The sequence below is a fragment of the Vibrio agarivorans genome (assembly GCF_030409635.1).
GTDB lineage: Bacteria > Pseudomonadota > Gammaproteobacteria > Enterobacterales > Vibrionaceae > Vibrio > Vibrio agarivorans.
In genome coordinates, this window is record NZ_JAUFQF010000003.1 from 82167 (window position 1) to 98221 (window position 16055).

Annotated in this window: 17 protein-coding genes; 5 read left to right on the plus strand and 12 right to left on the minus strand. The window is 42.2% G+C overall.

The window, feature by feature from the left end; all coding sequences use genetic code 11:
- Positions 1 to 24: 24 nt before the first annotated feature.
- Together QWZ05_RS08095 and QWZ05_RS08100 are read right to left on the minus strand one after the other, a co-directional pair.
- Positions 25 to 1686 (minus strand): class I SAM-dependent methyltransferase, encoded by a 1662-nt coding sequence (locus QWZ05_RS08095; protein WP_290297820.1) that lies wholly within the window; start codon positions 1684 to 1686, stop codon positions 25 to 27.
- A gap of 63 nt (positions 1687 to 1749) precedes the next feature.
- A complete protein-coding gene (locus QWZ05_RS08100) occupies positions 1750 to 2466 on the minus strand; it encodes a hypothetical protein (protein WP_290297821.1) in 717 nt (238 codons plus the stop codon).
- Positions 2467 to 2711: 245 nt separating this feature from the next.
- Between QWZ05_RS08100 and QWZ05_RS08105 the strand changes: the two genes are divergently transcribed.
- Positions 2712 to 2993: a hypothetical protein gene (locus tag QWZ05_RS08105; protein WP_290297824.1), complete on the plus strand. Its 282-nt coding sequence runs from the start codon at positions 2712 to 2714 to the stop codon at positions 2991 to 2993.
- Positions 2994 to 3126: 133 nt separating this feature from the next.
- Here QWZ05_RS08105 and QWZ05_RS08110 read toward each other — a convergent pair whose 3' ends face one another.
- From QWZ05_RS08110 to QWZ05_RS08135, 6 genes are all read right to left on the minus strand, one after another.
- A complete protein-coding gene (locus QWZ05_RS08110) occupies positions 3127 to 3411 on the minus strand; it encodes a hypothetical protein (protein WP_290297825.1) in 285 nt (94 codons plus the stop codon).
- 12 nt (positions 3412 to 3423) lie between these two features.
- Positions 3424 to 3654 carry a hypothetical protein gene (locus QWZ05_RS08115; RefSeq protein ID WP_290297827.1) on the minus strand — a complete coding sequence of 77 codons (231 nt, stop codon included), beginning with the start codon at positions 3652 to 3654 and terminating at the stop codon, positions 3424 to 3426.
- 107 nt (positions 3655 to 3761) lie between these two features.
- On the minus strand, positions 3762 to 4481 hold the full coding sequence (locus QWZ05_RS08120) for a hypothetical protein (RefSeq protein WP_290297828.1): 720 nt from the start codon (positions 4479 to 4481) through the stop codon (positions 3762 to 3764).
- Positions 4482 to 5729 (minus strand): competence protein CoiA family protein, encoded by a 1248-nt coding sequence (locus tag QWZ05_RS08125; protein ID WP_290297830.1) that lies wholly within the window; start codon positions 5727 to 5729, stop codon positions 4482 to 4484. It abuts the gene before it with no gap.
- 348 nt (positions 5730 to 6077) lie between these two features.
- Complete coding sequence (locus QWZ05_RS08130) at positions 6078 to 6674, minus strand: TfoX/Sxy family DNA transformation protein (RefSeq protein ID WP_290297832.1); 597 nt, start codon at positions 6672 to 6674, stop codon at positions 6078 to 6080.
- A gap of 493 nt (positions 6675 to 7167) precedes the next feature.
- Positions 7168 to 7551 carry a hypothetical protein gene (locus tag QWZ05_RS08135; protein ID WP_290297834.1) on the minus strand — a complete coding sequence of 128 codons (384 nt, stop codon included), beginning with the start codon at positions 7549 to 7551 and terminating at the stop codon, positions 7168 to 7170.
- Positions 7552 to 7839: 288 nt separating this feature from the next.
- On the opposite strand from QWZ05_RS08135, the gene QWZ05_RS08140 reads away from it, so the two are divergent.
- Positions 7840 to 8364: a PadR family transcriptional regulator gene (locus QWZ05_RS08140; protein ID WP_290297837.1), complete on the plus strand. Its 525-nt coding sequence runs from the start codon at positions 7840 to 7842 to the stop codon at positions 8362 to 8364.
- A gap of 57 nt (positions 8365 to 8421) precedes the next feature.
- Here QWZ05_RS08140 and QWZ05_RS08145 read toward each other — a convergent pair whose 3' ends face one another.
- Entirely contained in the window at positions 8422 to 9663 is a 1242-nt protein-coding gene (locus QWZ05_RS08145; RefSeq protein WP_290297839.1) for a zinc metalloprotease, read from the minus strand.
- A 425-nt stretch (positions 9664 to 10088) separates the two neighbouring features.
- On the opposite strand from QWZ05_RS08145, the gene QWZ05_RS08150 reads away from it, so the two are divergent.
- Complete coding sequence (locus tag QWZ05_RS08150) at positions 10089 to 10310, plus strand: hypothetical protein (RefSeq protein WP_290297841.1); 222 nt, start codon at positions 10089 to 10091, stop codon at positions 10308 to 10310.
- A 129-nt stretch (positions 10311 to 10439) separates the two neighbouring features.
- Positions 10440 to 11228 (plus strand): EAL domain-containing protein, encoded by a 789-nt coding sequence (locus tag QWZ05_RS08155; protein WP_290297842.1) that lies wholly within the window; start codon positions 10440 to 10442, stop codon positions 11226 to 11228.
- Here QWZ05_RS08155 and QWZ05_RS08160 read toward each other — a convergent pair.
- From QWZ05_RS08160 to QWZ05_RS08170, 3 genes are read right to left on the minus strand one after another with little or no spacing between them, the layout of a single operon-like run.
- Complete coding sequence (locus tag QWZ05_RS08160; protein WP_290297843.1) at positions 11225 to 11524, minus strand: hypothetical protein; 300 nt, start codon at positions 11522 to 11524, stop codon at positions 11225 to 11227. The two genes, QWZ05_RS08155 and QWZ05_RS08160, sit on opposite strands and share 4 nt — an antisense overlap.
- Positions 11517 to 11876, minus strand: coding sequence for a hypothetical protein (locus QWZ05_RS08165; protein WP_290297844.1), 360 nt, complete (start codon positions 11874 to 11876; stop codon positions 11517 to 11519). Before QWZ05_RS08165 ends, QWZ05_RS08160 begins: the two co-directional genes overlap by 8 nt.
- A 10-nt stretch (positions 11877 to 11886) precedes the next feature.
- The gene (locus QWZ05_RS08170; protein WP_290297846.1) at positions 11887 to 13041 is read right to left on the minus strand and encodes a DGQHR domain-containing protein; all 1155 of its coding nucleotides are present in this window, start codon (positions 13039 to 13041) and stop codon (positions 11887 to 11889) included.
- Between the two features lie 113 nt (positions 13042 to 13154).
- Between QWZ05_RS08170 and QWZ05_RS08175 the strand changes: the two genes are divergently transcribed.
- The gene (locus tag QWZ05_RS08175; RefSeq protein WP_290297848.1) at positions 13155 to 16010 is read left to right on the plus strand and encodes an adenine nucleotide alpha hydrolase family protein; all 2856 of its coding nucleotides are present in this window, start codon (positions 13155 to 13157) and stop codon (positions 16008 to 16010) included.
- Positions 16011 to 16055 lie beyond the last annotated feature (45 nt).

The window sequence follows — 16055 nt, forward strand, 5'->3', positions numbered from 1 at the left end:
AGTTACCCAATAGAAGATCTCAAATTATGCGGCTGCTAGCAGTGAAAGATGACTGCCTTTTAACTGTAAGTTTGAACTAAAGAAGCGCTGTGCGGTTTCGGTGGGTATGTCGAGTTCTGCCGTTGCCTCGTTTGCAGACTTTAGCCACCCCTTAAGGCGTCCGAATTCCACATTAAGCTGACACAAAAAATCTTGGTTGAAATGGATGTGTAGGTTGCCATTCATAAATGCGCGTACCTTCATCAGCTCTATTCTTTTGCCCAGCGTGTGATTAAAGTAAGTAAACACTTGAGGCTTGTTGCTTTGCCACTCTCTTTGTTCTGCGCGGTCTGTGCTGGTGGTGTCATAATTTAGGTTATGCGCAATAATCAACAAATCATTTAAAAAGTCTGTCGAGCGACCAGTTAAACCGTGTTTCTCGTTACCAATCCCCCCCGTACGTTCCACCACGATCCGATACTCCAATTTCAAAGCATATTTGTGGCTCTCAAGCTTGCGATTGAAATCCCAGCGTGAGCAATAACGCCAGTTTTCTTCACCAAACGTCTTTTGATTTGAAACATAACTGTTAATATTCGCCAACTCCGTCATATTCTCAACCATTGCGATCAGTTGATCATCATAATAAGCGTTCGCGTTCTTAAGTACCCACAACACAACGGCTGTTGAATTATCAATGGTAAAATCTACGTTGGTACGTTCAAAAAGAGTATCGAGTAAACGCTGTCGGGTACTACTGCAAAGCTTGTCTGTGATGATGTCTAAACCATCAATCAGCTTGCGCCAATATTTGTCTTTCAGGTTCGATATTTTCATTCTGAGCGCTTCGCACAACGCATCAAGATTAACGTCTAGCTCCTGTAAAATATCAGGATTTATATCATTTAGAGCGCTATAGTTCTTCATCAACTTGTCGAGGTCGCGCTGGTACCACTCGTTGAGTACGTGAGCCAGTCCACGGTCTAAAATCAACTCTTTTGAGTCAGCAAACTCTCTTTCTAATGATCGCTGTTCTGACTCTTTTTGCGCCCAGTCAGACACTTTATTTTTGTTCACGTTTAAAGGGAAATGCTCGTCAAACCACAATTTGAATGGGTCAACTCTTGGGCTATTGGTACTGCGATGCCAACGCCACGAACCAAGCTCGATTCGTAAAATATGGACTTGAGCGCGTGCTTGTCTCTCTGCATCCAGAAAGTCTGTCTCTTGTAAAATGGTGACTTTAGCATGGCGTTTCTTAATCGCGTGAGCAATCGCCTCTGAGTCTTCCCAGCGCTTAGGTATGATCAAGTAAAGTAATGGGCTATTCGCTTCTAAAATGATTTTTTCAGCCCACGCAATGAACTCACAATACGGTGGATTAGACACAACCACATCAACGCGCTTATCAATGAGCGTCTGACTATGAAAGTCTGTACCCACCACAAATACATCCTTCTTTAACTCTGCAAGGAGTGGTTTTGCTTTCTCAATAGCGTATTTCTTACCCTTGCCTAAACCATGCAAAAAGCTGCCGTTCCCCGCACCGACATCCAGCACTGAGCAAGCAAGCTGCTCATCACTGCGCACTGACAGCAGTGAGCATAAATCCTGATGCACAACGTCAATCATGCGCTGTGACGTTGGATACCATTGAAAATCTTGCTGCTGCTCTTTTAATAGATTAACCATTGTTTGAGTATTCATTATTTCACCTGTCGAGTTTTTCAAAAAAAGTGAGTAAGGGGGTCTCCCCCCTTTGGGCTAAGGCTAAGCAATGGCTACGATGTGCTTAAGCTCGGTTTCGGAATGGGCTAACGTTTCATCTTCTTTGCTGAGTAAATGGGTAGATAGTCGGTCTTTGAATGTGACCCAAAAAGAAGGACGTTCATTTTGGGCTAGCCCTACTCGGTCATGCACAAAGAGATCGAGGGGATAGCCATTTAAGAAAAACTCATCAGGTTGTTGATTAAATAGGTCGGTAGTTAGGTCGGTAAACTGTTGTGACTCAAAGCCGTTTTGTAACGTGTCTCTGAATAACAGTAAATTCATTGTGTTACCGACTTCGTTACGCAAGTCAAAACAGGCGTGGCTCTGAGTCTTGTACAAATATGCACTTAGGAAGAAATGAAATTGTGAAACTTTCGTGTAATCATCAAGCGAGAGAGCACGGCAAATCTTTTGTTTCATGATCGATTTAGGCAGACCATAGCCTGAAAAAAGCTCTGACAAGCTATTGAGTTCGTTTTGCTTATCATCGAGCAAATAGCAGTTACGTTTACCAAACATCGCAAATACACGGCTTTGAACAGCCGCTAGCTTGTTTTGAGGGAAAACCTTTGATTGGATTGGCGCTCTCACAATGTTTTCAAAACTAGCCGCAAAGTATAGCTTTGCGATCCCAACGTACAAAGATGACGCTTCAATCAAAGAGTCAATCGAATTTGACTCGTCTTTCTCTAACCACTGTTCAATGAATGTCTGCATGATGATGCACTCCGTTTGTTTAACTGACACTATAAATATAGTGCGCATAACAGAGATTGGCAAGGCAGAATATTAAATTATTTAACCAACCCCACCTTCAATCATTAGAAAAACAACCGTCTTATTAATATTAAACAATATACCAATATCAATCACTTAACGTACTTTTTTCCCGAAAACCAATTTGACAAAACCGACATGTACAGCTATATTTATAGTGTCAGTTAAATGTAGGGATTTAAATCATGGAAACAGAAATTGCAAAAAAAATTGTGAAGGTCGTAAATCAACAACTTGAAGATATAAGCGCTGAGCTTTACGAAGGGTATCAGGGGCGTGGGTACTCGACTCGCGGTGTCACTGCGATTTCAGTAGATGACCGATACGACCCTAAAGGGACGCTCATTAAAGGAATAGCGAACGCCATTGGCGATGGTAGTCTAACGATGGAAGAGGTAGAGGCTATGCTGGCTGAGCTGGGAATGGCTGGCACTGACAGTCTTGGTATGGGGAGTATCATCTACTAACCGATAGCCAGCTCTTATGAGCTGGCACTCAAGCTGCTTCACCTATCATTGAAAACAACTCGTCTTATTTAAAATCAAACCCTTGGGGCAACACACTGCGAATATGGTTTTTTTGCAAAAGTTGGTGATGAGGTTATGGCTCATAATCTACTGACCAATCGATAGACTCAATGTAGCTATTTAGATCATCAAACTCTAATCTGTTGATTTCCTGATTGACCCGATATTCAAAATCTTCTACCCACCGCTCTAACGACACATCAGAGAGTTTGTTAAAAGTGCTCATCTCGGTGAATACTGAACCACATTTACCTGCCCACACATAACCATCGCTGGTATTAATTAGGTCAATGTACTCAGGATTGATGCCAGTGCGCTCGGCTACAGTAGCAATGATTCGCTTAACAGTCAGTCGCATAGTTCAGCTCAATCAATACAAATTCGGCTGCTGCTCGGGATGAGATGGCTCAGCATCAGGATATTGAGCCAATGCCTCTTCGATAGTGGTAAAGCTATCTAAGTATTGCTTTAAAGGCTTACCTTCCAGCGTACCCGACTGTTGGACGCCCCAACCGTGAACCACAATTCGAGAGTCGCGCCACTCGTATGTTAATTCGGTTACAGGTTTACCATCTATAACAATGTCTTTAAGTAATTTCATGAGGCTAATGTCTCTTGTGAGCTAGTGTATTTGCACCGCTTAAACGATGATTAATTCCAAAATTCATTGTAAACACTTTTGTTTATAAACTCAACTAACAATCTATGCTAAACACGCTGTAATGTCTGTAATCTTGCCAAGACTCGACTCAACCACAATGGTTTCAGGAGGTGCTTGGGGTTGTGCTCTAACGTGTGTATCAGCTCATGTAGCTGTGAGCGCTTGAACAATCGCGTGGGTTTACCTGAACGGCTGGAATACACTGACACACACGGCAGAGCATCATCGTGCCGATGCGTGACATCAACAAATAGATCGGTTCTTGCTTGGCAAAGCTCATAAATAGAATGCATTTGGCTTAAAAACACGGAATCAACCTTGTGCTCAATTACTTGAACGTTTTGCAAAAAAACTTCTGAACTATCTTGCTGGTGAAAATGCGCTAAAAAGCGCTTCACTATGGGGATACACTCGTTACCATTACATTCAATAAAATAGGCTACACCAATTTTTATCAATATACACCCATGATCAACTTCACCAGATAAGTAGTGTTGAGGGTTTTTCGACATCTGAGCCAACGCTCGACTCATCGATGTGAGTCCTCCCCTCAATGCATCATCCCAAGTGATTACGTGTGACTTATTCATCCCAACGATTGCAGAGAGAGGGACGTTCTCAACGAGCCGATTGGTGTCGTTTGCAAATAGTAGGTTATTCGCCTCAACATAATCAGATAGAGGCACTAACGGCTCTAAGGCAAACAACGGTGGCTGGTGGTCACACAGGCTAACCAAATCTGTGCGTATGACCGATTTAATGGACATCTAATCCTCACATAAGTTGTCACTATTCAGCGCCTTTTTGACTCTCTGAATAGTATTCACTGCCCTTCTAGTCCGTTGAGAAGTTGCTCTTATGCTAAGTCCTTGCTTTAGGGCTGTTATAATATCTGGATACTCTTTTATCAGCTCTTCGTTGGTTTTGGCTTTCCGACCACCTTTGCGGTCAGCGCTTTGACTGGGCGCTACTAGATTAGGATGGTCTACATTGAGCGCTGGTAATAAATGCGGTTCGTCACCATCCAACTTATTTAGTTTAGAAATAAAGTTGGTTTTTATCTCTACATCAAACAGTTCTCGAAATGTACCCAGTTCGACTTTCGATGATTCAAACATGCGGTGAATGGAACGCTCTAACCGTCCAAAATGAGGTAGAACCTTGACGACCTTACCTTTTATGTCTGGATAGAAAGACTGCAAAGCACCAGTGACCTCAGTAAGCCTCTGATGCACTGTGCGACTGGTCATGCCCACTTTTAAAAACAGGGGCTTGCCCTTAGACTCAAACTCAAACAGATAGAGCGACTGCTCATTCAGGGATAGAAACTTGTGCTCAAACAACTCAAGCCACTCAGGTGACGTTAAGCTGATGTACTTATGTCTCAAGTCAATCCAGTAACATTGCGCTTCATTTAATTCGCGCAAGGAGGTGTTCGGTGACAATCTCAGTCTGCTGTGCTTGAGATACAAAGCGTCCAGTTTTGTCGAGCTTATTTGTGACTCTTCCTCGAATGCTCGTTTTAAATCAAGCATTGGCTCAAAAGCCTCACATAAGGCAGCGAGTTCGTGCGACAATTGATAGTCATCAAAATTTAATTTGGGGTCTATTGCGGCTAATCGACTAAGGACATCTGCGACCTCTGGACTGTTATCTCGCTCACTTGTGAGTACACCTAAGCGCTCTAGACTCGTCACCGCAGTATCACGACCCCTAAACCAAAAGATATTTTTGTGTGTGTACTTGCGTCTTCTCTCAAGGTACTTGCGTTCATCAGCATTAAAAAAGCGAGTAATGTCAAAGGTATCGAAAAATGGTAGAAGAATACCCTCTGCGGCTTTAGTCGATTCTTTGCAAGTCTCAAGTTGATGTGCGAAATGATGAGATTTCACCTTGCCTTTCTTAGCAATAAGCGGTGATGAGCAATAAGGACAAACTAGCTCAGTCTTGCCGCTTGATACCTGCTCTATACTTAGCCAATCACCACGAGGATGTTTTGCAATCGTTAGCCACATCATTTCCCCCAGAAATCGTAATCCACATCATTACACTATAACAATTGAACCACTATTTATGCCTCAAACAACCTCATAACGTATCATGATACATTACTTAACCCTTACGGATTAGAAGTTACATATTACACTATAACTAACACAATAAAAGCAGAACCGAAACATACACACGATTGCAACAACAGATCTACAGGTTTTGCAAAAAAACCACAAATAGCACTCAACTGTATTACCACTAGTTTGACAAAATATTGCTACATCACTAAAAAAAACCGCTAGCCTTTATAGGTAGCGGTATATGCAGGAGTGACAATAAATCACAAAACAAACAACACAGGTTGGATTCTTTTAATCAGTGTTTATAGTAAACACATCAAACTGGGGCTTGGACTCAGCAGAGATGATAGTCCAATGACATTGCTCAATTGCTCCCTGTAAGCAGTAACCAAGTTTCTTAGTTACTTTAAACGAAGCTCGCTTAAGGCGTTGAGCGACTTCTAATGCGCCCACTCGTTTCAGATCATCGTAATTATTGATCCCGACACTACGCAAGCGATTGACATGAGTTTGAGTTAGATTAGGCGCATCGACCAATTCAGTGATGACAGAACGCCTAATCCCTTCATTTCGCTTTGCATAGTCAAAAGCTTGTGTAACTGCTTCAACGAAAGCGATCTTCCGAGACTCGAAGTTCTCAAATAAATAATACTTGGTGCGTACCATGTGATTCTTCTTACGATACTTATACTGTGTAGCATCGCTTGGGTTTAGAGCGTCCCAGTTAGCTTTACACAATCGAACAAACAGCCCTCTTTCGTTTGATTGAACTAACGTATAGCCATCAATAACAATTGTATATGCGCCAAATTGAGATCTTACGCTAGAGCTACCTAGTTCCGCTAACAGGCTATCTGCAATATTTATAGTCCCTTTATAATCAGGCATGATCAACCCCCCATCAACTTTACGGTTGGTAAAATATAAAACACATCAAGAAAAATCAAGTAATGAGTTTATAATTAAAGATACACTTTTGAGGTAGGCGGTTAAATGAATCGGCTTTTCTCTTCGTTATACATAGACTTAAGCACACTCTTACCACCAATAGTTTTGATCAAATTTCTTAACTCAGAATTGGGGTGCGCTTTTTGAAAACGTCCACTAAGCCCGAATCGTTTGATCCCAACCGAAAACCCATAACTAGGGTAAGTTCGTGCAGCATCCTTCACAAGTTCAAAGAGCGACTGTCGTTGTAGGTCTAGACTTATCATTTGCATATTACACCTCATAAATTGTTATTTAACTGACTCTATAAAAATATAAAAGTCTGGTGATTATTGCAACGGAATTTCGTTTCTTTTTTTAACACGTTGCCTTAATCAAGCGTCCTTAAACAAAGGGAGATTGTGTATCCCCCCTTTTATAAACAGGGTGTTATCTATGAATACAGAGAAGGTAGTGAACGGTTTGTTTTACGTTCATAACTAGCAATCTTACTCTCTAAGCGTTGAGGGCTAAAAGCGTTAGAAGTACGTACACCTTCTTTAATGCCAAGTTTTCTAACTTTCATTTTGGCACTGCTTGGATTCTCAGCATCAATATACCGACAGTAAATCATCTCTAATTCGGAGCGTGACTTTAACTCTAAAAGAGCTGCCAATGCCGTTGACTCCGCTTGCGCTTTTTTAAGGTGTCTTGAATAGACAACCCACGCCAAGCCACAGGCTACTAACGTAGAAAGCAGACCGAACAAACCCTCAATACACGACAGTGTGATGCTCTGACCAAACTCCGACTGAAAAAATTCACTAAATGTTCCCATGATTACAAACCTTGTTTAACTGACGCTATAAATATAGCAGATTAAGACAATTTCATCAAGTGACTTTGCATAAGAATTGAACTGGTGGTATTTGAAAATTAAATACTCACTATTACTAATTAAAATAATGGTGGCAGGTTTTTTTATAAAACATGGGGAAAGAGAAAATTAAGTTGGATTTTGATCACATAAATGATTGTAGATTATAGATCACATAAACGAAGCTATGATTAGATTCAGTGCAGCATTGAGCATATACGATTAAGCACATTTTGAGGTAAGGAAAGCATGAAAAATAAGAAGGACATCAGCAAGCTCACATTGATGATACTGTACGGATTAAAAATTCGTACATCTACAGGCTACGATCTGCAAAAACTGTTTTCAACGCTGGTGCGCCAATCACCTTCACATCAACAAGTTTACAGAGAACTCAGGCGTATGAGTGAGCAGCAATTAATTGGTTACAGAGTAATCCCAAGTGATTCAAAGCCTGACAGCAAGCTATACCGCATCTCAAAACAAGGTCGTGACCTACTTGAGCTGACATTAGAAGCGAAAACGAATCCTTACATAGCGACACTAGCCCCCCTACTTCACTTCAAAGCTGAGTCGGTATATCTCAGCAAAATATGCGAACTAATTAAACAGGACTTGTCATTATTCGATGAGGAATTAGATAACCCAAACCTTAGCACTAACCAAGTCTTACATATACGTGAGAAAATCATCATCACTCGATCGCAGCTTGAAATATTAGAACTATATCGTGACGACCTCGCTCGGGTAGAAGCGCCTGTTCAAGCTGCGTAATCTCGAAAAAAAGCCCCTCATTTTAATGTGAGGGGCAAAGGTAGGCTAGGTTTCAAATTACTTAAGCCATTTTCTTCTAAATAGACCAATAAGACCTACAGACAACAGCCCGAATAGCCCGAGCGAGCCACCACCAGAGTCACCGCCAGTCGAACCACCGTTGTCTTCATCATCATCGGCTGTCCAAGCCGTATTGATAGCCGTTAGGTCAACCAATGATGGTTGCACTTCACTTTCTGATACAGCAACGGCATAAACCATTCCATCGGCATGTTGAGCATCTTCAAACAGAGGATGGATGTAGGCAAAAGACACATCAACTTCTGCGGTTAAAACATTTTCAGCAAAGCTCACTTCGATTGGCTTGATTTCATTCCCAACCGTAGGGTTCGTATTAGATAAATGGATGTAAGCCGTTGAGTTAGAGTCAATGTTTTTTGAGCGTGTCACAGTGAAGGTGTAAACGTCAAAGTCGGTATCTTCCACTGCGGTCATGTCGAGTGTAGCCATATTAAGATAAGGCTCATGCTGCGCTACGATAGGCGCAAAGGTATTGATGAATTTAACCATGTCACCATTACCTGACTGACAGCCATCAGTTCCCGATAGCTGCATATAACCATCTGGTGCATCCCAAGGGGTTTCCATTAGTGACTTATAGCCGCTATCACACACCTCACCGTGTCCATACGTGATGCCTAAGTCCAAATCATCAAATCTAGCTGCATCTTCTGAACTATGTTTCGCCCCAAAACTATGAAGAAGCTCATGCAAGATTAGATATTCACTATGCGCGATGCTGGTGGTATTAGTAATGCCGCTTGCTATCCCAACCTTTTTCGTTACTACGGCAGACTGCCCGAAATCATCAAAAGCTTTATAATCTGAAATGCTAAAAGGCACTGCGTAGCCTACCGCACCGTTTGTTGCCCTTAACTTTGATAAGGCGACCAATAGATGCGCTGAATCATTGGTTAGATCAAGTAAATCAATTTCGTCATCCGCAGCGTCTAGATCGCCATACCGCAATACCCACTGCAATGATTGAAGCATTTCAGGGTAATACACATCATCAACTGAAAAAACTTTCGCAGGAATAAGCGTCAAGTTAGCGCCCTGCTCTGCCAAAAATTCATTTGATGCAGCAAGCGAGCGATAAAAACCAATCACCTCACTGGACACCATAACGAAAGAATCATTAGAAAATGCTTTGTTGTATGCAAAGGACACCTCAAGCTCAGTTGCATGAATTGAGAAAGAAGATAGTGCAATCGCACTTGATAGTAAAAGACGTTCCATGTTTATAAACCTTTTATCGCTTAACTGACTCTATAAATATAGCACAAGCACAAGAAAGGACAACCAAATTCATACTTTTTTGTTACTTTTCCACAATAAGGTAACTCTACATGTGCTGTTACAATATGCAATACAAAAGAGCGTATTTTGAACCATATCAACATTTATCTACGTGGTAGCGCCTCAAAACATCCACATAAGTTCATGATTTTGTTATATTGAACTGGATACATATAGAATAAAGTAGTGACTGGTATCTCAAAAAGCTGACGTTATTTATACAGAACGACATGCTTTGTTACATAATGAGTAGTTATAGCAGACAAAGCCAATCAATTACCCGACCCTAGGTTGAAGATAAAAATAAAACAAAAGTTTAATTGGCTAAAACACAGGATTGAAAAATGACACATGGCGTAGTAAGTATGTTTCTACGGCTAAAGGCTTTAAGACGATTTTCTAAAGAGGTAAAACTCTCTAGAGAGCAGAAAGAGAAGATGGTGGAGAATCTACTGTTGCTCATAGAAGAAGATAAAGCCGAAGAGAAACGAAAAAGCAAAATACAAACCGAAGCAGACAGGTTAAGGGAAATGCTTGCGAATGAAGGTATTTCAGTGGAACAGCTATTGGCTAAACTAGCCAAGTAGTTGACTATTAGCCTAATCCTCACGTTATGCAGTTTTGCAAAAAAACCTTTTTTCCCTCACTCCATTGGTGACAATTCACTCAGCTTGATGTAAGTTTATCTATTATAAAACTCATGGTGGATTTTGTAGATGGACTTACTTAGGGCAGTGGATGCCAACAGCTTTTATCCTGCATACCAAAAAATCATCAATACAGAGACCAACATGGTCGTTGCATACGAACTATTAGCCCGATGTGAGCTGGATGGAGAAGCCTACTACCCTGCTTCATTCATCCCTAAAGCCAAACTACTCAATATCACCCACGAAATCACTCTTAAGGTACTTGAAATCGCATTGAGGGATAATCAGTACAGCCCTACTCGACTAAATGTGAATTTTTCGCCAGATGAGTTATCACTACCAATCATTTCCAAACAGCTAGACAAGCTAATTGCAAAGTATCGTTACCCGAAGCAACTCATTAGACTTGAGATCACCGAAACACCGTGCCACGTAACTTGGGGCTTGTTCCGTGATAACGTCAACAAGATGAGACTCGAAGGATGGTCATTTAGCTTAGATGATTATGGCATTAACAACCAAAACCTCCAACGCCTGATAGAGTTACCTGTCTCTCAAATCAAACTCGACAGAAGTCTTCTCCCAAGCGATTTATTCAATCCCAACCCCACCATTTCTGCGAGCCTCAACCAACTGCAAAAGGAAGAGCGCCTTAAGCGTCTATCTATCATCGAATCAATAGCCCGAGTCACAAGCAGCGCAAATATTGAAGTGGTAGCAGAAGGAGTTGAGACAAAACAAGTCGCTGATATATTGACTGGTTTAGGCGTAACCATACAACAAGGTTTCTATCATCACCGCCCAGAACCATTCCCCGATTCACTTGCTACCAGCTTACTAAGAACATTCGCTTAAACCTTACGAAGTGAGATGAGATTCAAAGTCACGATCCCCTCGTAGATTTCACTATGATCATCTTCATTCCACTTTTTCTGCAAAACTTCGGGAACGGGACGTTTCATTTGCTCAATAGCCAAATTCCAGTCTTCATGTGCGTTAGCATATTCTAAATCTCGTAATAAGCTCGGCTCAATCGAACAGATATGCAAAGCATCGCAAGATTGACTCAATAGCTTTTTAACAGCGGCTCTCGCCCTAATCAGAGCGTCAGGACAGCGTAAGTCAGATAAGTCTATTTTCAGTTCACTCATTTGCATCAACCCTTGGCAGAGATCTAATCGCGCTCCAAACCAATTGCTCTCGCTCATTGCCAGAATACATAGGCTTGATCACTAAGTGCCCCTGCTTGTCACCTGCGAATATTTGGGAGATACCCGTTTCATCATCCAGCAAAATAGAGTCACAATCTCTAAACGCAAGGTCTTGAGCCAGAAAGTGCCATAGACGGTCAATGCAGGTACGTATTGGTCTTGAGTCCACCTGCCTAACACCATCGGTAATCACCGTGATTTTCATTTGGCGAGTGTAAAAGGTATCTAGACGAAACACGCACTGGTCATTGTCTATGTTCAGCCGATATGTAAAGTTCATGTTTTCATTCATTCACCTGTCCTCAAGCTGTTAATCTGATAGATGGGTAAATTCGCAGCTTTCTGCATAAAAAGCTTCCTATGACCTTTTCAGATTTAGGTGCGATCTGAACGGTTTTTGTGCCTTTGAAAGCGATATTACTGTCAAGCCAAATAGGGTCTGCGAGCTGGTGGAGAGGAAGGGAAGCAAGATTTGAAAAAGCCACGTAATCCACTTTTCGATTATTCTCCAATGCTTCTTCAATAGCCGAACGAAGTAAATAACCTAGCCCCTTGGCAAACAGCGCTTTTGCAACCAACGACTCTGTATGATGTTGTTTCCAATCATCGGTATCAAAGTGCTCAAGTGATAGCAATGGCAGCGTCTTACTGAGCAGACCTGAAATGGTCGCTTTCCATTGCGCGTAACAACTCGGGTCATACAATTGTTGATTTGCAGCTTTTGGGGTCGAGTCCATCAATGTCAAACATAGTGAACGGAACTGGTTCAAGTCCCACACCTGTCCTTTCTTTATTTTGCCATTCACGGCTATGGCATCGAGCAAGGGTTTCTGGTTAATGAAAACCTCCGAGCAAATGTCCTTTAGCAGTCTGCATAAAGGGGCATCTGAAAAGTACAATGACAACGAGGTTTTGGGCTTGACCAAGTTTAAGTGAATATCAGCAAACAATTTTCGTATCAACCCTTTTACTTCATCAACGGTCTCGGTATTCGTCACAATAAATTTTATACCTAACGTGCGATTAAGGAGTTGTTCGACCTGCTCTTGGTTCACAGTCTCCTGATTTTGAAGGTGTTTAATTTTTTTTGAAAAAGCCACATGACGACCTTGACCGTCATTGATAAAAGTCGAAGCATCACTGGATAAGTGCGCCAGAATTGCTTTTTGTCGCCCCACCTGAAATGTCTCTAGAACCTCTATCTTGCTTACAAAGACGATCACGCCTGTAAAAGCTGTTTCATCCTCATCTAAGTACGAAAAAATGCCATTCACTCTAGGGTCATTCTCCGTGACATCTCGCTGTGACTTGTCTTGCTCTTTGAGCACATCAGAATTGGCTTCAACGCTAAAACCAGTCAGGTAATCCCCCACTGTTATTACCCCTTCATAGCAATCAAAGCTACTTCGTAAACCCTCGCTCGCTTCAAACAAGCAAACCTCAACCCCTGAACGCATAACGTCTCTCCGTAAAATATTTAACTGACACAATAAATATAACACAACCTACGATTGACCTCAATGATTAATTTTGCTATATTTATAGAGTCCATTAAATAAAGGTAGAAGCAATGGCAGCAGTCAGTGTATGGGATTCATTTGATAGTGCGGAGATGCTCGATTGTATTGACATTACGAGCGAGACAAGCGACTTACAGAAAAAGCGCTACAAGAAAGTCCATAAAAAGTATCACAAAGAAGCGAGTCGCATCGCTGAAATGCTACTAAAGACAGACCGCATTTGTGAGGTTGGTAACTCGGGTGGCAAGGACAGTTACGTGGTCACGCTGATTGCTTTGGAAGCCTACCGACTGGCTAAGCAACGTGCAAAGGCACAAGGTAAGGTATTCATCAAACCACTTATTATTAATACGATTGATACTTTGATGGAAGAGCTACCCGTCCAGTTCTATTGCGATTACAGCATTCCGCAAATACAGAAATACGCGAAAGAATCAGGGATTCACTTAATTTACAACCGCATTTCGCCCACCAAGCTCAACTCATTCGTTATGAGATACCTTGGCGCTCGTAAATTTTTCACTAACGCTACCCGTACCGCTGACTGTACCGACTATTTCAAACTCACTCCCCTAAAAGCGCAGCAAAAAGAGACTCGTCAACTGTTCCCCCATTTCAAGCAGTGCAACCTCTCTGGTGTGAGAATTACTGAGTCAGCAAGACGCTCACACAACATGGCGAAACAGAGCACCGATACGCGAACCATCAAACAAGTCGAGCAGAGTGACGATGAAAATATCTCTTACGCTCCTATTCGAGACTGGGATGCGGATGATGTGTTCGCCCTATTGAGATTAACAGGTGATGACCCACTCGTTACTGTTCCTAGCCTAGAGCCAATACGAAGCTTTCAGCGAAATGCTGGACTACTTATCGAAATATATGGGGATGCCTCTGCTCCCGACACCTGCCAAATTAACTTGTCTGACGATGGGGAAGAAATCGGAGGGGGTTGTAGCTCTTCCAACAGCTCAAGAATGGGTTGCACGTTCTGTACGATAGTGACAGCCAACAAGTCGGCAGAGAACTTTATTACAAAGCCACGATGGAAGTTGTTGGGGATGGATAAAGCACTCAGGATACGAGATTACATTTGGCGATTGTCGATCACACCATCAAGTCGGGCTTTTCATGCTCGTTCCATAGACCCTATTTTGCAGAGAGTAATGCTCCAACAAAATGTGCTTAAGCCTAAGTTGACTGAACGAGTGTACCGCTATTTATGTCAATTAACTCGTGATGCCGAAGATGTGCAATATGAAATTGATGCTAAGGGGACATTAGCCTTTGAGGGTTATCAAGACATTCTCAATGATCACTCTATTCATCCCAAAGCCAAGAGGGACTACCTCGACATGTACGCACAAGGGATTAGGAAACCGTTCTATCAATTCGTAACCCGAAATGACGCGATCACCTTAAGCTTTGTTTGGGCTTTGGATGGGTTATGCACCTTAAATTATGCCCCAATTGGCATCTATAACGAGGTTTTCGAGAAAAACCGCTCGGTGGCGTACCCTAAATTGAACAGCGAAATGACGGTACAGCCAAAACTAAAGAGTACACCCATGCACGATGCTTTTGCCCTACCTCTACTCAGTAAGGAGGCAGAGCAAGCCTATCGGTTTGAGCCGCTTAAGGAGGTATTGCCTTATCACGATGAGTGGTTGCATTTAATCGAAGAGCGCTGCCCATCCTCAGTCATCAAACCAAAGCACACATTACGTCTCAATGTCAGTTACACAGCCGAGAATGACAAAACCCTGATTGACTCAGTTTCAATCGTAGGCTCAACGAAAAAATACGGTATCGAACGCTTTACCGCCATCGAAGCCGAGTTGATGGAGGCTTGCCAAAAGCATCGCCTCAAAAGGTCAAGTACCGATGGTTTACAACAAACAGTGATTGAGCTTCGCCATCTGAAAATTAAACACATCGAGGGAATGCCAAACCCAAGCGCACGGAAAAAACCAAATCACTATTTCAAAGAGAGTACCGTTCGAGTGAGAAAGCAGGGTATGCCAACTACCACGAGACTTCGGTTTTATAACGCCCGTCCACGTTCGAGTCTACAACAGCAACACCATACCAGTGCTGTATTGCTTAACTTCGATCCAACAAACAAACATGACATAGACCTAAATATCAACGATGAGCAAGATTATGAACACCTAGCTATTGAAAGTATTTCGATAGACTCAGAGGTGGGAACACTTTACTGGAATGAACTCGATGGATGGGAACGGGCTGTAAGAGAATATGAGCAGGACAAGGAGCACTACATACACAACCTACGCAAATGGAAACGTAAAAAGGCGTATGACGGTCTAAACATCGTTCGCAAAATGATGGCATTCCAAGGCATTACTATCGCACCACGTTACATCACAGAGCTTAGGCGTATCATCTACAGAAGCTACATTTTGCAACAAGCAAGAGCCTTTGATTACCAGTCATTGAGTCTCTCACAGCTAGAGCGCAAAGCCGAGCAAGGCGCACTCATTACTATGGCGCAACATCGCTCAGATAAGGCTCAGAAACTACTCATGTTGCGCTCCATGAGAGCTGCCGACAGACAACAATTAAGACATAAACTCACTGGTGGCGACATCGCAAAAACCATCATCGCTAAAATCGATGCGCTTAAAAACACATTGACTTCAATCAACGACACCGTTGCCAATGACTTCTTGACCCACTTCTATCGTGAAGCTTCGAGTGATTTTAAAGCGTTCCAGCGTGAAATGATGACAAAGCACGAACGTCATGAATTAGAACAAAATGCCCAAGCACTGCATGAAGCCGTTAAGCACTTTGATTGCACCTTTGATGTGAGGAACGCAGCCAAGACGCTGAATAAGGTTGCATTGAGTCAACAGGCTAAGCTATTTTCCCAGTTAATATAAGGGGCATTCTCACTCTTTTCCTACCCAATATAAGATAACCCAACA

What these genes read in the sequence shown, in the direction of transcription:
- QWZ05_RS08095 (WP_290297820.1), bottom strand. Translation starts at nt 1,686, where the DNA reads ATGAATACTCAAACAATGGTTAATCTATTAAAAGAGCAGCAGCAAGAT.
- QWZ05_RS08100 (WP_290297821.1), bottom strand. Translation starts at nt 2,466, where the DNA reads ATGCAGACATTCATTGAACAGTGGTTAGAGAAAGACGAGTCAAATTCG.
- QWZ05_RS08105 (WP_290297824.1), top strand. Translation starts at nt 2,712, where the DNA reads ATGGAAACAGAAATTGCAAAAAAAATTGTGAAGGTCGTAAATCAACAA.
- QWZ05_RS08110 (WP_290297825.1), bottom strand. Translation starts at nt 3,411, where the DNA reads ATGCGACTGACTGTTAAGCGAATCATTGCTACTGTAGCCGAGCGCACT.
- QWZ05_RS08115 (WP_290297827.1), bottom strand. Translation starts at nt 3,654, where the DNA reads ATGAAATTACTTAAAGACATTGTTATAGATGGTAAACCTGTAACCGAA.
- QWZ05_RS08120 (WP_290297828.1), bottom strand. Translation starts at nt 4,481, where the DNA reads ATGTCCATTAAATCGGTCATACGCACAGATTTGGTTAGCCTGTGTGAC.
- QWZ05_RS08125 (WP_290297830.1), bottom strand. Translation starts at nt 5,729, where the DNA reads ATGTGGCTAACGATTGCAAAACATCCTCGTGGTGATTGGCTAAGTATA.
- QWZ05_RS08130 (WP_290297832.1), bottom strand. Translation starts at nt 6,674, where the DNA reads ATGCCTGATTATAAAGGGACTATAAATATTGCAGATAGCCTGTTAGCG.
- QWZ05_RS08135 (WP_290297834.1), bottom strand. Translation starts at nt 7,551, where the DNA reads ATGGGAACATTTAGTGAATTTTTTCAGTCGGAGTTTGGTCAGAGCATC.
- QWZ05_RS08140 (WP_290297837.1), top strand. Translation starts at nt 7,840, where the DNA reads ATGAAAAATAAGAAGGACATCAGCAAGCTCACATTGATGATACTGTAC.
- QWZ05_RS08145 (WP_290297839.1), bottom strand. Translation starts at nt 9,663, where the DNA reads ATGGAACGTCTTTTACTATCAAGTGCGATTGCACTATCTTCTTTCTCA.
- QWZ05_RS08150 (WP_290297841.1), top strand. Translation starts at nt 10,089, where the DNA reads ATGTTTCTACGGCTAAAGGCTTTAAGACGATTTTCTAAAGAGGTAAAA.
- QWZ05_RS08155 (WP_290297842.1), top strand. Translation starts at nt 10,440, where the DNA reads ATGGACTTACTTAGGGCAGTGGATGCCAACAGCTTTTATCCTGCATAC.
- QWZ05_RS08160 (WP_290297843.1), bottom strand. Translation starts at nt 11,524, where the DNA reads ATGAGTGAACTGAAAATAGACTTATCTGACTTACGCTGTCCTGACGCT.
- QWZ05_RS08165 (WP_290297844.1), bottom strand. Translation starts at nt 11,876, where the DNA reads ATGAATGAAAACATGAACTTTACATATCGGCTGAACATAGACAATGAC.
- QWZ05_RS08170 (WP_290297846.1), bottom strand. Translation starts at nt 13,041, where the DNA reads ATGCGTTCAGGGGTTGAGGTTTGCTTGTTTGAAGCGAGCGAGGGTTTA.
- QWZ05_RS08175 (WP_290297848.1), top strand. Translation starts at nt 13,155, where the DNA reads ATGGCAGCAGTCAGTGTATGGGATTCATTTGATAGTGCGGAGATGCTC.